This window comes from Streptomyces sp. NBC_00322 (assembly GCF_036147535.1).
In the GTDB taxonomy this organism is placed as follows: Bacteria; Actinomycetota; Actinomycetes; order Streptomycetales; family Streptomycetaceae; genus Streptomyces.
The window spans coordinates 7,311,829-7,326,091 of sequence record NZ_CP108019.1 but is presented as its reverse complement, the minus strand read 5'-3'; the positions used below and the strand labels follow the sequence as shown (position 1 = coordinate 7,326,091).

Sequence of the window (14,263 nt, the reverse complement as noted above, 5' to 3'; positions counted from 1 at the left end):
CCGGTCCATCACCCGGACGCCTGCGCCCGCCGCCTCGGCAGCACCAGCGGGACGATCACGGCGATGCCGACGGCCGGCCCCGCGTACACCTGGAGCGGAACCATCCGCAGGAGGTATTTCGCGATCGACTCCGGGAATCGGCCCGCGAGATTCACGCGGCTCCGCCGCCGCTCAGCGCCTGCTCCCCGGCGGCCCGCATGGCGGCGAGCGGCGCGGGGGCACGGCCTGTCATCTGTTCGACCTGGAGAACCGCCTGGTGGACCAGGAGGTCGAGACCGCCGACCACGTCCCCGCCGTGCCCCGACCATGCGGCGGCCAGGGCCGTCGGCCACGGCTCGTACAGCACGTCGAACAGCGTTCCCGGCCGCTCGGGCACCTCGGCCGCCAGCGCGTCGGTCGCGCCCGCCGGGGTGGTGGCGATGACCAGGGGTGCCTCCAGCACCGTCGCGGCCTCGGCCCAGTCGGCGATGACGACATCGACACCGAGCCGCTCGCCCCAGCCGCGCATCTCCGCGGCCCGGGCCTGGCTGCGTACGCAGGCGACGACGGGTCCCGTGCAGATCCGGGCAAGCGCGGCGAGCGCGGACGACGCCGTCGCACCCGCACCAAGCACCGCGGCCGATGCGACCTTGTCGACGCCCCGCTCACGCAGTGCGGCGATCATGCCGGGGATGTCGGTGTTGTCGCCGAGACGGCGGCCGTCCTCGGTGAAGACCACCGTGTTGACGGCTTCGACGGAGGCGGCGGTGTCGCTGATGCCGTCGAGCAGCGGCAGGATCGCGCGCTTGAGCGGCATGGTCAGCGAAAGACCGGCCCAGGATTCGTCGAGTCCCTCCACGAATCCCGGCAGACCGGCCTCGTCCACCTCGAAGCGGTCGTACGACCAGTCGTCGAGGCCGAGTTCGGCGTAGGCCGCACGGTGCAGCACCGGGGAGAGCGAGTGGGCGATCGGCGATCCGAGAACCGCCGCACGCCGCTTCGTCGTGCTCACTGGCCGTTCTTCTCCTGCTGCTCTTCGTACTTCTTGCGGTTGCGCTCGTGCTCCGCATTGGTGACCGCGAAGAGCGTCTTGTCCTCGGTGATCGACACGAAGTAGTACCAGGGACCGGGGGTCGGATTCAGAGCCGAGCCGAAAGCGTCCAGACCCGGATTCGCGATCGGTCCTGGCGGCAGCCCCTTTATGTCGTACGTGTTGTACGGATCCTTGATCTCCCGCAGGTCGTCCACGGCGCCGGTGTCGAGCTTGCTCTCGCTCTTGATGTAGTTGATCGTCGAGTCGAACTCAAGACGTCCGACCGTCTCGGCGTTGTTCGGCTTGAGGCGGTTGTAGACGACCCGCGAGACCTTGTCGAAGTCGTGCTTGTACTTGCCCTCGGCCTGGACGAGGCTCGCGACGGTGATCACCTGGAGCGGCGACTTCAGGCCCAGCCTCGCGGCCTCGGCCTTGAGGTCCTTCTTGCCGAACTCCTTGTTCGCCTGGGCGACCATCTTCTGCAGGACGGCCTCCGGCTTCATGCCCTTGGCGACCGGATAGGTCGCGGGGTAGAGGAATCCTTCCAGCGGGTCCTTGATGTCCTTGTTGTCATTTGCCCACTCGGGCAGGCCAAGGGTCTTCGCCTTCGCCTTGGCGACGGCCTTGGTGGTCCCTGCCTTGATGCCGAGGCGCGCGTCGATCTGCTCGTAGATCCAGGAGTTGCGCTTGCCCGGAATAACGATCAGGTTGTTGCGGCTGGCCGGGTCGAGCATGCGGGTCACGGCGTTCTTGCCGGACATGCCCTTGGGGAGCAGGTAGACGCCGGCCTGGATGCTCTTTCCGTCGGCGGCGGAGACGAAGGCGCCCGAGCTCTTGACGACACCGGCCGTCGTGAGGATGTTGCCGATCTCCAGCAGGCCCGCGCCCTTGGGGATCTCGACCTGCGTCGACCCGCTTCCCGCGCCCGCATAGTCCTCGGCCGGGCCGAACCGGCCCTGCCAGAACTGGTAGCCGAAGTAGCCGGCACCGCCGAGGCCGCCCGCGAGAATCAGCGAGACGACCAGGCACGCGCAGCCGTTGCGGCTCTTCTTCTTGGTCTTGCCTCGACGCTCACGGCCGCCGCCCCGGCGCGACTCACCCGGGTCGTCGTCGTACTCGCCGTCGTCGTCACGGTCGTCGTCGCCGCCAGTGAAGAAGGGGTGGGTCTCCTCCTGCTGCGCCTCGGCGTCCCAGTCGGTGGGAGCGGGCTGCGGCTGGGCCTGGCGGCGGCCGGGGGGCTGCGGCGGCGGATAGGCCTCGGGAGTGGCGTAGTAGTCGGCTTCCTGCTGGTTTCCGTAGCCGGGCTGCTGGCCGCCGTAGGTGTCGGCCGGGCCCGCTCCGTACGGCATGGCGGGCTGCTGGCCGGTGTCCCAGCCGCCGTTGTACTGCTGCTGGTTGTACTGCTGCTGTTGCTGGTTGTACTGCTGCTGTTGCTGTTGGTTGTACTGCTGCTGCTGTTGCTGCTGCTGCTGTTGCTGCTGCTGTTGCTGCTGTTGGTACGGGTCCTGCTGCTGGTTGCCGTACTGCTGCGGCTGCTGCGGGTACTGCTGCTGTGGCTGGCCGCCGTACGGAGTCTCGCCGGCTGCGGCCTGCTGTCCTCCCCACCCCTGGTCCCCGTACAAGGGGTCCTCGGGATGCCACGGTTCGGAGCCAGAGCCCCGGCCATACTCAGTCATCGATCCCCTAGGGCCGCGAGGCAGACGCGGAACGTGCCGGCCTCTTTTCTGTGCGGCAGCTGTTCGAACACCGCCGCATCGCGCGGAACGTTACCGTATCGCGATCAGACAACCACTTCGACGCCCTCGCCCGGCGCAGTCCCGGACGCCCGTTCGGACTCCAGAGCGTTCTGAAGGATCACCACAGCGGCAGCCTGATCGATGACGGAACGGCCTTTTTTGGACTTCACGCCCGAAGCGCGGAGCCCCTGACTGGCCGTCACTGTGGTCATCCTCTCGTCTACCAGTCGGACCGGAATGGGGGCGATGCCGCCTGCGAACTCCTGGGCGAAGCCGCGGATCTTGACGGCGGCCGGGCCTTCCCCGCCGCTGAGCGAACGAGGCAGGCCGACGATGACCTCGATGGGTTCGTACTCCTCGACGAGCTGCTTGAGGCGCCGGTGGGCGGCCGGGACATCGCGGCCCGGCACGGTCTCCACCGGAGTGGCGAGGATCCCGTCGGGGTCGCACGAGGCGACCCCGATGCGGGCGTCCCCGACATCGAGCGCGAGGCGACGGCCTCTGCGCATCAGGCGGTCTCGGTGACGAGGCGCTCGACGGCGGCCACGGCGTCGCCGATGGCGTCCGGGTTCTGTCCGCCGCCCTGGGCGACGTCCGGCTTGCCGCCACCGCCGCCGCCGAGGGTCTTGGCAGCCGTACGGACCAGGTCGCCGGCCTTGAGACCGCGCTCGCGGGCGGCCTCGTTGGTGGCGATGACCGTGAGCGGGCGGCCGTTGGCCGTGGTGAACAGGGCGACCACTGCCGGGCGGTCGCCGGGGATGCGGCCGCGGACGTCGAGGACCAGCTTGCGCAGGTCGTCGGCGCCGGTGCCGTCCGGCACCTGGCCGGTGACGACCGCGACACCGCGTACGTCCTTGGCGCCCGAGGCGAGACCGGCGGCGGCCTGCAGGACCTTCTCCGCGCGGAACTTCTCGATCTCCTTCTCGGCGTCCTTGAGCTTGGCGAGCATGCCGGAGATCTTCTCGGGAAGCTCCTCGGGACGGCCCTTGACCAGCTCCTGGAGCTGGGCGACGACCGTGTGCTCCCGGGCGAGGAAGTTGTAGGCGTCGACGCCGACGAGGGCTTCGATACGGCGCACACCGGAGCCGATCGAGGACTCGCCGAGCAGCTTCACCAGGCCCAGCTGGGCGGTGTTGTGCACGTGGGTGCCGCCGCACAGCTCCTTGGAGAAGTCGCCGATGGTGACGACGCGGACCCGCTCGCCGTACTTCTCGCCGAACTCGGCGATGGCGCCCTGCTTCTTGGCCTCGTCGATGCTCATGACCTCGGCCTGGACGTCGAGTTCACGGGCGAGCACTTCGTTGATCTTCTGCTCGACGTCGGTGAGAACCGGGCCGGGGACGGCCGAGGGCGAGCCGAAGTCGAAGCGGAAGCGGCCCGGGGAGTTCTCCGAACCGGCCTGGGCGGCCGTCGGGCCGAGCGCGTCGCGCAGCGCCTGGTGGGTCAGGTGTGTGGCGCTGTGGGCGCGGGCGATGGCGCGGCGGCGCCTGGTGTCGATGGCGGCGTAGGCAGAGGCACCGACCGTCACCTCGCCGACCTGCACCGAGCCCTTGTGCACGGAGACGCCGGGGACCGGCTGCTGGACGTCGCGGACCTCGATGACGGCGCCCGTGTCGAGCTTGATACGGCCCTGGTCGGCGAGCTGGCCGCCGCCCTCGGCGTAGAAGGGGCTGCGGTCGAGGACGACCTCGACCTCGTCGCCCTCGGTGGCGGCGGGCGAGGGGACTCCGTCGACGAGCAGGCCGACGATGGTCGACTCGCCCTCGGTGGAGGTGTAGCCGGTGAACTCCGTGGCGCCGGACGTGTCGGCGACCGAGCGATAGGCGGAGAGGTCGGCGTGGCCGGTCTTCTTGGCCTTGGCGTCGGCCTTGGCCTGGTCCCGCTGCTGCTTCATCAAACGGCGGAAACCGTCCTCGTCCACGGAAAGGCCCTGCTCGGCGGCCATCTCCAGGGTGAGGTCGATCGGGAAGCCCCAGGTGTCGTGGAGCAGGAAGGCCTTGTCGCCGGCGAGGACCGTGCCGCCGCCGGCCTTGGCCTCGGTGATGGCGGTGTCGAGGATGTTGGTACCGGCCCTGAGCGTCTTGAGGAAGGCGGCCTCCTCGGCGCCGGCCACCGTCTCGATGCGCTTGCGGTCGGTGATGAGCTCCGGGTACTGCCGGCCCATCGTCTTGATCACGACGTCGACCAGGTCCTGGACGACCGGCTCGGTGGCGCCCATGAGGCGCATGTTGCGGATGGCGCGGCGCATGATGCGGCGCAGGACGTAACCGCGGCCCTCGTTGCCCGGGGTGACTCCGTCGCCGATGAGCATCACGGACGTACGGATGTGGTCGGCGACGACGCGCATCGAGACATCGGTGTCGTGCTTGTCGCCGTACCGCACGCCGGTCAGTTCGGTGGCTTTGTCCATGACCACCCGCAGGGTGTCCGTCTCGTACATGTTCTGTACGCCCTGCAGGATCATGGCGAGACGCTCGAGACCCAGGCCGGTGTCGATGTTCTTCGACGGCAGGTCACCGAGGATCGGGAAGTCCTCCTTGCCCTCGCCGGCGCCGCGCTCGTACTGCATGAAGACCAGGTTCCAGATCTCCACGTACCGCTCGTCGTTGACGGCTGGGCCGCCCTCGACGCCGAACTCGGGACCGCGGTCGTAGTTGATCTCCGAGCACGGGCCGCAGGGGCCGGGGACGCCCATGGACCAGAAGTTGTCCTTCTTGCCCAGGCGCTGGATGCGCTCGGCCGGTACCCCGATCTTGTCGCGCCAGATCTGCTCGGCCTCGTCGTCGTCGAGGTAGACGGTGATCCAGAGCTTCTCGGGCTCCAGGCCGAAGCCGCCGTCGGCCACGGAGCTGGTGAGCAGCTCCCAGGCGTAGGTGATGGCGCCTTCCTTGAAGTAGTCGCCGAAGGAGAAGTTGCCGCACATCTGGAAGAAGGTGCCGTGCCGGGTGGTCTTGCCGACCTCTTCGATGTCCGGCGTACGGACGCACTTCTGCACGCTGGTGGCGCGCGGGGCGGGCGGCTTGGCCTCGCCGAGGAAGTACGGCTTGAAGGGAACCATGCCCGCGTTGACCAGCAGCAGAGTCGGGTCGTCCGCGATGAGCGACGCCGAAGGCACGACGGTGTGCCCGCGCTCCTCGAAGAAGCTCAGCCAGCGGCGGCGGATTTCAGCCGACTCCATCAGTGGTCCTCATTCCGGTTGTACGAGTTGTAGGAGTGCTTGTCGTTGGAAGGCCCGGGCCGGTCGATCGCGGCGTAGCGGCGCTGCGCGGGCAGTTCGGGGTCGACCGGTGCATCGATGCCGAGTGCTTCGCCCAGTTCGGCCTCGCGCTGGACCATGCCCGCCCGGACGTCGAGTGCGAAGTCCTTGAGCTTGTGGCCCGCGTCGATCGCCTTGTTCGCGGCCTGCGCCGCGAGGCTCTCGGGGGTCAGCTGCCTGAGCTTGCGATTGACCTTGGTGGTGGCCCAGATGCCGGCTGCGGCGCCGGCGGTGAACCAGAACGTACGGCGGAACATGGTGCGTCAGCCTTTCCGCTTACGCCGGGGCGACGGCACGGTACGGCCGACGATCACCGTTCGACGCGACGGCGCGGCGGGGGCGTCGTCGCTCTTGCGGCTCATGGCCCGGCGCACGCCGTAGCCAAAGGCTGCGACCTTGACCAGCGGCCCGCCGAAGGTCGAGGCGACCGTCGTGGAGAGCGCCGATGCGTTCGATGTGACTTCCTGGACGTCCGTCGCGATCGCGTCGACCCGGTCGAGCTGGGTCTGTGCGGAGCGCACCGTGGCGGAGGCGTCGGCCAGCAGGGGCACCGCCTGCTCGGTCACGTCCGCCACCAGTTTGGTGGTCGCTCTGAGCGTCTGGGCCAGCCTCACCAGCACCACGGCGAGGAAGGAGACCAAGATCGCCCAGAAGACGGCAACCAGGATCCCGGCAACCTCTCCACCGGTCACGCTGCACCGCTCTCTGCTCGTCGATGGACACCTCGGAAATCGTCCTTTGACCCTATCGCGCCCGGGGTCGCACCCCATACCGCATTCCCGCCCGGGAGGAAGGGAGTTGCGCAGGGCAATTGTACGGAGTGGATACGCGCGAGTACGTTGCGTGCACGGGCGGCGAGGTGCTGGTGCCGAGCGTTGTGCCGCGTGCGTACGGGAGGGCCGCGAGCTCGGGCGGCGGCGTTCGGTCCGCAAGTCGGCCCCGGAAACGCGAGAGCCCGCCGGCTCCCGCACCGGTAAGGGCGGGGAAGCGGCGGGCTGAAGCGTTGTGAGCTACTCCCCCAGCTGCTGCTGGGAGGGGCCCCCAGATCAGCGGGCGTAGTACTCGACGACCAGCTGCTCGTCGCAGATGACCGGAACTTCCTTGCGGTTCGGGTCACGGTCCAGACGGAACGCCAGGGCCTTCAGGTTGACCTGCAGGTAGCGCGGGGTCTCACCGTCGGCGGCGAAGCCACCCTCACGCGCGACCTGGAAGAGGGGCTTCTCGCGGCTGCGCTCGCGGACCATCACGACGTCGTCGGGACGGACGCGGAACGACGGCTTGTCGACCTTGCCACCGTTGACCTCGATGTGGCCGTGGACGACCATCTGGCGGGCCTGGTAGATGGTGCGGGCGATGCCCGAACGCAGGACCAGGGCGTCGAGGCGACGCTCGAGCTCGACGACAAGCGCCTCGCCGGTCTTGCCCTCGGCCTTGCGGGCGCGGTCGTAGGCGCGGGCCATCTGGCGCTCGCTGATGTCGTACTGGGCGCGCAGACGCTGCTTCTCGAGCAGACGGACCTTGTAGTCCGAGTTCTGCTTGCGGCCACGGCCGTGCTCGCCCGGCGGGTAGGGGCGGGCTTCGAAGTACTTGACGGCCTTCGGCGTCAGCGCGATACCGAGCGCACGGGACTTCTTGACCTTGGGACGCGACTGGTTAGGCACGTTCTCCAGACCTCCGTTGTAGGTTAGGTTAGGCTCACCTTACTCAAGGAGATCGCATGTCTCGCCCTGGGAACACCAAGCGCATCACGGACAGCACGAAGAACGTCGACGCATCTAATGGCGTCGAGGCGACGGAGGTCCGATCAGCTCATGGTCAGCCGCGTCCCAGCGGGCTTGAAATCGCGCGGATGCCGTCAGCAGCCGAGCGCACACGAACTCTCGTACAGAGTACATGCTCGGCGGTGCTGCTCATCCCGGGGGTGGACGCCGCACGCCCCGAGCAGCTGACCCCGCAGGCGCGGGTCGTGGGAACCGACGGTGAGGTGTTCCTGCTGTTTCCCGCGGACTCCCCGGCAGTACGCACCGCCACGCACGCGCAGGACGACGAACTCTCCGCCGTGCTGGAGATCACCGATGTCGCGCCGGTCTCGGTGCCCCATCGTATCCGCGGCCGGGCCTGGCTCCACGGCTGGCTCACCTGCGCACCCGGCCTGGCCGCGCCCGGCGCCATGATGCTGCGCCTCGAAACGGGCGAGGCATGGGTGGACGATCTGTGGGGTGCGGCCGGCGTCTCGCCGGAGGACTTCGCGCAGGCGTCCGTCGATCCGCTCGTCGCGCACGAGACCGAGCTGCTGCAGCATCTGCATTCCGCGCACAGCGAGCAGGTGCAGGGGCTGTGCGGGCTGCTGGGCGAGGGGACGCGCGCGAAGGGGCAGCGGGCGGTGCCGCTGTCGCTGGACAGGTTCGGGCTGCGGGTGCGGTTCGTCGGCGGGCGCAGCTTCGACGCGCGCTTCGACTTCCCCACGCCGGTGCGCGACGTCGCGGAACTGCGCCGGGCCATGCACAGGCTCTTCGAGGCCGCGTCGCAATAGTCCCGGAGCCTGCCCGGTTACTCGCCGCGCAGGCGTTCGCGGACCTTCTCGACCACGTCGGCGTACCGCGCCTCCGCGCCGTACCGCGTCGGTTCGTAGTAGCGCTTGCCCTGCACCGCGTCCGGGGCGTACTGCTGCGCGGCGATCCCGCCCGGGACGTCGTGCGGATACACATAGCCCTGCGCGTGGCCGAGCTTGGCCGCGCCCTTGTAGTGGCCGTCGCGCAGATGCGGCGGGACAGCTCCGGCGAGACCGGCGCGCACGTCCGCGAGCGCCGCGCCTATCGCGGTCGTCGCGGCGTTCGACTTGGGGGCCAGCGCCAGCGCGATCGTGGCGTGGCTGAGGGTGAGCGCGGCCTCCGGGAAACCGATCATCGCCACCGCCTGGGCCGCGGCGACGGCGGTGGGCAGGGCCGTCGGGTCGGCGAGGCCGATGTCCTCGCTCGCCGAGATCATCAGCCTGCGGGCGATGAAGCGAGGGTCCTCCCCCGCCTCGATCATGCGGGCCAGATAGTGCAGCGCCGCATCCACGTCGGAGCCCCGGATGGACTTGATCAGGGCGCTCGCCACGTCGTAGTGCTGATCGCCGTCGCGGTCGTACTTCACTGCCGCGCGGTCCACCGTCTCCTCCAGCGTCTGGAGGCTGATCTCGCTCTCGCTCTTGTCGATCGCCGCGCCCGCGGCCGCCTCGAGCGCGGTCAGCGCCCGGCGTGCGTCGCCGCCCGCGATCCGCAGCAGATGCGCCTCGGCGTCCGCGGGAAGGCCGACGGCTCCGCCCAGGCCCCGCGCCTCCGTGAGGGCCCGGCGCAGCAGTCCGCTCAGGTCCTCGTCGGTGAGCGACTCCAGGGTGAGCAGCAGGGAGCGGGAGAGCAGGGGCGAGATGATCGAGAAGTACGGATTCTCGGTGGTGGCGGCGATCAGCGTCACCCAGCGGTTCTCCACGGCGGGCAGCAGGGAGTCCTGCTGGGCCTTGGAGAAGCGGTGGATCTCGTCGAGGAAGAGGACGGTCTCCTTGCCGAAGCCGCCCGCGGCGCGGCGGGCACCGTCGATGACCGCCCGTACTTCCTTGACTCCGGCCGTGATCGCGGAGAGTTCGACGAAGCGCTTGTTGGTCGCCTTGGAAACGACGTACGCGAGGGTCGTCTTGCCGATGCCCGGCGGACCCCAGAGGATCACCGACGAGGGTCCGGCGGGGCCTCCGCCGCCCTCGCCGACGAGGCGGCGCAGCGGCGACCCGGGCTTCAACAGGTGCTGCTGGCCGACGACTTCGTCGAGGGTACGCGGGCGCATCCGGACGGCCAGGGGGCTGCTGGACGGGTCCTTCTCCTGGCGTTCTTCGGCTGCGGCGGTAAAGAGGTCGGGCTCCACGCTGTGCAGCCTATGTCAGCGGTCTGACAGTCCCCCGTGGCCGGGTCAGCCGGTCCAGAAGTCCCACCAGCGGGTCAGGACGAGCATCCCGATGATGCCGATCCAGAGCACCGGCGGCAGCCAGTGGAACTCCAGCAGTCCCTTGCGCAGCCCCTCCGGCACCTTGATGATCCGGTGCTCGATGTTGTGCAGCGTGACGTAGCAGAACATCACGATGGTGGCGATCCAGGCCAGCGAGCACCACAGGCACAGCGCGTTGATCTCGTACAGCGACTGGTACTGCAGCCAGGTGCAGAACCCCACCCCGAACAGACACCCGGCGTTGAGACCCAACCAGTACCAGCGCCGGTAACGCGCCCCCGCCAGCAGCGCCACACCGATCGCGATCACCATCGAGTACGCCACAAGACCCAGCATCGGATTCGGGAACCCGAACGCCGACGCCTGCTCGCTCTTCATGATGTTCCCGCAGGACACCACCGGATTCAGACTGCACCCCGGCGTGAAACCCGGATCCTCCAGCAGCTTGAACTTGTCGATCGTGATCACCCACGACGCCAGCAGACCCGCCGCACCCGTGATCACCAGAAGCCAGGAGAAAGCACGACTCCCGCCGATCGCACCCTTGGAGCCGTTCTCCCGCTCGGAGGACACGTCGTCAACCGCTGCAGTCGCCATATCCCGTTCCATCGCTCAGTAGCCTGCTGGGGCACGGTCATTCTGCCGCACCCGCACCTGTGTCCACCGTTCGATGGACATAAGGATGTACGGACGGTCGTCCCCCGGGGCTCACTTCGGCGCGAAGCTCATTGCCATGACAGAACTCGCGGTGAACGTGCGCGGACTGCGCAAGCGGTACGGCGATGTGACAGCGGTGGACGACCTGGACCTGGGCATTGACCGGGGCGAGGTCTTCGGCATTCTCGGCCCCAACGGCGCGGGCAAGAGCACCACGGTGGAGATCCTTCAGGGGCATCGCTCCCGGGACGCGGGCGAGGTGACCGTACTCGGCTCGGATCCAGCGACCGGAAACCGCCTCTGGAGGTCCAGGATCGGCATCGTCTGGCAGGACGAATCGGCGCCCGCGGAGTTGACGGTCCGGGAGACGGTGTCCCATTTCGCCCGCTACTACCCGAAACCGCGCGACCCCGAAGAGGTCATCTCGCTCGTGGGTCTCGAGGAGAAGGCGTCGAGCCGGATCAAGGCGCTCTCCGGCGGTCAGCGACGCCGGCTGGATGTGGCGCTGGGCGTGATCGGCAGTCCTGAGCTGCTGCTGCTCGACGAGCCCACGACGGGCTTCGACCCCGGCGCCCGACGCCGGTTCTGGGAGCTGATCCGGCGGCTGGCGGACGAGGGCACCACCATCGTCCTGACCACGCACTACCTGGAGGAGGCCGAGGTCCTCTCCGACCGGCTCGCCGTGATCGCGGCGGGCAAGGTGGTCGCCGAGGGCACCCCGGCCGCCCTGCGCGAGGAGTACGGCACGCAGGCCACGGTCACCTGGACGGAGCCGGACGGCGCGCCGCGCTCCGAGCAGACGGCGACCCCGACCCGTACCGTCGCCGAGCTCACGCGCCGCTTCGACGGCGAGATCCCGGGCCTGCTGATCAGCAGGCCGACCCTCGAAGACGTCTATCTGCGGCTCACCGGACAGGAGGCGGCGCGATGACCACGGTCACGGATCTGAAGAGCGGCGTACGCAGCACATCACCCCAGCTTCCCGGGGCCTGGCGGCTGGGGGTGTTGCGCGGCCGCCTGGAGGTGCTGGCGTTCTTCCGCCAGCGCGAACAAGCCATCTTCACCTTCGCCTTCCCGATCGTCTTCCTCTTCCTCTTCGCGTCGATCTTCAGCGACGACGTGAAGGGCGCGGGCATCACCGCGTCCCAGCTCTATGTGCCCGCGATGATCGCGGCAGGCATCATGTCGACCAGCTTCCAGTCGCTGGGCATCTCCATCGCGATCGAGCGGGACGAGAAGCAGCTGCGGCGGCTGCGCGGGACGCCGATGCCGCCTGCCGCGTACTTCCTCGGCAAGGTGTGGCTGGTCCTGGTCACCGGGCTGCTGGAGACGGCGGCGCTGCTGGTCGTCGGCACGGTGTTCTACGATGTCGATCTGCCCACCAGCGTGGGCAAGTGGCTCACCTTCGGCTGGATATTCGTCCTCGGCCTGACCGGGTGCGCGCTGCTCGGTATCGCCATCAGCAGTGTGCCGAAGTCAGGGCAGAGCGCCACCTCCGTGGTCGTACTCCCCTTCCTGGTACTGCAGTTCATCTCCGGGGTGTACATCGCGATCAACACCATCCCGGACTGGATGCTGAACATCGGCGCGATCTTCCCGCTGAAATGGATGTGCCAGGGTCTGCGCGGGGTGTTCCTGCCGGAGTCGGCCTCCGTGCTGGAACAGGCGGGCAGCTGGGAGTACGGCCGTATCGCCCTGGTACTGGGCGCCTGGTGCATCGGAGGACTGGTGCTGTGTCTGCTGACCTTCCGCTGGAAGAGCCGGCGCGACGGCTGAGCGAGCCGGCCGGGGCGCGCGACTCCGACGTCTGGGACCGCAACTTCCTGCCCTGGGACGTGTACTTCGCGGTCGTGTGGTCAGCGACGCTGATCTTCACGCTCGCCACCCCGAGCTCCAGCTGGCCGGTCCGTCTGGTCGCAGCCGCGCTGTTCGTGCTGCTCGCTCCCTGGTATATGGGGGTCGGGCGGCCCGAGCTGATGGCCCAGGCCGGGGCCGAGCGGCACCCGGTGCGCTATATCGCCGGGTCGGTGGTGCTGTTCCTGGCACCCGCGATTCTGGTGGGCGAAACGCGCATCGCCGCCTTCGCGCTGGTCCCCCAGTGCTTCATGCTGCTGCGGATGCGGCTCGCCCTGATCGCCGTGGCGGTCATCAACATCGCCCCGGTGGTCGGGTGGGCCGTCCTGTGGCGGCCCGACGCCCAGACCGTCTTCCTCCAGTCCCTGTTCGCGCTCGTCAGTCTGGCCTTCTCCGCGGTACTCGGCAGCTGGATCATCCGGATCATCGACCAGAGCAAGGAACGGGCAGCGCTGATCGCCGAGCTGGAGGCCGGCCGGGAGGAGATCGCGCGCCTCTCGGCGGACCGCGGGGCCCTGGCCGAGCGGGAACGGATGTCCCGCGAGATCCATGACACGCTCGCCCAGGGGTTCACCAGCGTGCTGATGCTGCTGCAGGCGGTGGACTCGGAACTGGAGCGCGATCTGCCGCAGGCGCGCCGCCATCTGGAACTGATGGCGGACACGGCACGGCAGAACCTCGCCGAGGCGCGCGCCCTGGTGGCCGGTGGCGCACCGGCGGACCTGGACGACAACTCGCTGCCGGACGCGCTGCGCAGGCTCGCCGCGCGCCAGGACACGGCCGCCTCCGTCGAAGTGACGGGCACCGCACGGCCGTTGGCCCCGGCACTGGAGGTGGTGGCGCTGCGCACCTGCCAGGAAGCCCTGGCCAACGCCGCCAAGCACGCGGGGCCCGCGACGACGGTGGCCATCGCGCTCGCGTACTCCGAAGCCGCACTGTCCGTGTCCGTACACGACACGGGCCGCGGCTTCGACGACTCGGTGCCGCTGCGGGGCTACGGGCTGAACGGGCTGCGGGCCCGGGCCGCCGAGGTCGGCGGCTGCGCCGACGTACGCAGCGCGCCGGGCCGGGGCACGACTGTCACCGTACGACTGCCACTACCCGATAGGAGCGGTACGTGATCCGCATTCTGCTCGCCGACGACCATCCCGTCGTACGGGAGGGCCTGCGCGGGATGCTCGGCGCCGAGCCCGATCTGACCGTGGTCGGCGAGGCGTCGAGCGGACCGCAGGCGGAGGCGCTGAGCGCCGAACTCCGGCCGGACATCGTGCTGATGGACCTGCGGATGCCGGGCGGCGGGGGCGTCGAGTCGATCAACCGGATGCGCGCGGCCGGACTGCCCTGCCGGGTGATCGTGCTGACGACGTACGAGACGGACACGGACATCCTGCGGGCCGTGGAGGCGGGGGCGGCGGGCTATCTGCTCAAGGATCTGGCCCGCGGCGAACTGGCCGACGCGGTACGGGCGGCGGCCCGCGGCGAGACGGTACTGGCACCTTCGGTGGCGGCGCGCCTGGTCGACCAGCTGCGCCGGCAGCCGGAGCGGCCGCGGCTGTCGGAACGCGAGACGGCGGTGCTGCGGCTGGTGGCGGAGGGGTGCACGAACGCGGAGGTCGGGCGTCGGCTGTACATCGGGGAGTCCACGGTGAAGACGCACCTGCTGCGGATCTTCGGGAAGCTGGGGGTGGACGACCGCACGGCGGCGGTGACGAGCGCGATGCGGAACGGGTTGCTGTGACCTGTTCCCCACCCCGCCCGTTTCCAGGG

At 69.4% G+C, this 14,263-nt stretch carries 15 protein-coding genes; 5 read left to right on the top strand and 10 right to left on the bottom strand.

The annotated features are described in order from the left end of the window. Positions 1–8: 8 nt before the first annotated feature. The 8 genes from OG905_RS33510 to rpsD form a co-directional block, all read right to left on the bottom strand. Positions 9–155 (bottom strand): hypothetical protein, encoded by a 147-nt coding sequence (locus OG905_RS33510; protein WP_328680103.1) that lies wholly within the window; start codon positions 153–155, stop codon positions 9–11. Beyond that, a complete protein-coding gene (locus OG905_RS33505) occupies positions 152–991 on the bottom strand; it encodes a shikimate dehydrogenase (protein ID WP_328680102.1) in 840 nt (279 codons plus the stop codon). Before OG905_RS33505 ends, OG905_RS33510 begins: the two co-directional genes overlap by 4 nt. Next, positions 988–2,688, bottom strand: a complete 1,701-nt coding sequence (gene mltG / locus OG905_RS33500; RefSeq protein WP_328680101.1) for an endolytic transglycosylase MltG — start codon at positions 2,686–2,688, stop codon at positions 988–990. The genes OG905_RS33505 and mltG overlap by 4 nt, the downstream gene beginning before the upstream one ends. A gap of 104 nt (positions 2,689–2,792) precedes the next feature. Beyond that, positions 2,793–3,257 (bottom strand): Holliday junction resolvase RuvX, encoded by a 465-nt coding sequence (gene ruvX / locus OG905_RS33495; protein WP_328680100.1) that lies wholly within the window; start codon positions 3,255–3,257, stop codon positions 2,793–2,795. Further along, positions 3,257–5,926 (bottom strand): alanine--tRNA ligase, encoded by a 2,670-nt coding sequence (gene alaS / locus OG905_RS33490; RefSeq protein ID WP_328680099.1) that lies wholly within the window; start codon positions 5,924–5,926, stop codon positions 3,257–3,259. The genes ruvX and alaS overlap by 1 nt, the downstream gene beginning before the upstream one ends. Then, complete coding sequence (locus OG905_RS33485; RefSeq protein ID WP_328680098.1) at positions 5,926–6,261, bottom strand: DUF6167 family protein; 336 nt, start codon at positions 6,259–6,261, stop codon at positions 5,926–5,928. The genes alaS and OG905_RS33485 overlap by 1 nt, the downstream gene beginning before the upstream one ends. Before the next feature lie 6 nt (positions 6,262–6,267). Beyond that, positions 6,268–6,696: a DUF948 domain-containing protein gene (locus OG905_RS33480; protein WP_324977906.1), complete on the bottom strand. Its 429-nt coding sequence runs from the start codon at positions 6,694–6,696 to the stop codon at positions 6,268–6,270. A 354-nt stretch (positions 6,697–7,050) separates the two neighbouring features. Further along, positions 7,051–7,665, bottom strand: coding sequence for a 30S ribosomal protein S4 (gene rpsD / locus OG905_RS33475; RefSeq protein WP_142216046.1), 615 nt, complete (start codon positions 7,663–7,665; stop codon positions 7,051–7,053). Between the two features lie 188 nt (positions 7,666–7,853). Here rpsD and OG905_RS33470 point away from each other — a divergent pair, with 188 nt between their 5' ends. Then, positions 7,854–8,537 carry a DUF2470 domain-containing protein gene (locus tag OG905_RS33470; RefSeq protein ID WP_328680093.1) on the top strand — a complete coding sequence of 228 codons (684 nt, stop codon included), beginning with the start codon at positions 7,854–7,856 and terminating at the stop codon, positions 8,535–8,537. A 17-nt stretch (positions 8,538–8,554) separates the two neighbouring features. Here OG905_RS33470 and OG905_RS33465 read toward each other — a convergent pair whose 3' ends face one another. Next, entirely contained in the window at positions 8,555–9,904 is a 1,350-nt protein-coding gene (locus OG905_RS33465; RefSeq protein ID WP_328680092.1) for a replication-associated recombination protein A, read from the bottom strand. Between the two features lie 45 nt (positions 9,905–9,949). Then, positions 9,950–10,582 (bottom strand): vitamin K epoxide reductase family protein, encoded by a 633-nt coding sequence (locus OG905_RS33460; protein ID WP_328680090.1) that lies wholly within the window; start codon positions 10,580–10,582, stop codon positions 9,950–9,952. Between the two features lie 136 nt (positions 10,583–10,718). Here OG905_RS33460 and OG905_RS33455 point away from each other — a divergent pair, with 136 nt between their 5' ends. Genes OG905_RS33455 through OG905_RS33440 form a run of 4 tightly spaced genes read left to right on the top strand, consistent with a single transcriptional unit; the run spans position 10,719 to position 14,234 of the window. After that, on the top strand, positions 10,719–11,573 hold the full coding sequence (locus tag OG905_RS33455) for an ABC transporter ATP-binding protein (RefSeq protein ID WP_328680088.1): 855 nt from the start codon (positions 10,719–10,721) through the stop codon (positions 11,571–11,573). Beyond that, a complete protein-coding gene (locus tag OG905_RS33450; RefSeq protein ID WP_328680086.1) occupies positions 11,570–12,418 on the top strand; it encodes an ABC transporter permease in 849 nt (282 codons plus the stop codon). Before OG905_RS33455 ends, OG905_RS33450 begins: the two co-directional genes overlap by 4 nt. Further along, positions 12,376–13,617, top strand: coding sequence for a sensor histidine kinase (locus OG905_RS33445; protein WP_328680085.1), 1,242 nt, complete (start codon positions 12,376–12,378; stop codon positions 13,615–13,617). Before OG905_RS33450 ends, OG905_RS33445 begins: the two co-directional genes overlap by 43 nt. After that, on the top strand, positions 13,614–14,234 hold the full coding sequence (locus OG905_RS33440; protein ID WP_328680084.1) for a response regulator transcription factor: 621 nt from the start codon (positions 13,614–13,616) through the stop codon (positions 14,232–14,234). Before OG905_RS33445 ends, OG905_RS33440 begins: the two co-directional genes overlap by 4 nt. Positions 14,235–14,263: the final 29 nt, after the last annotated feature.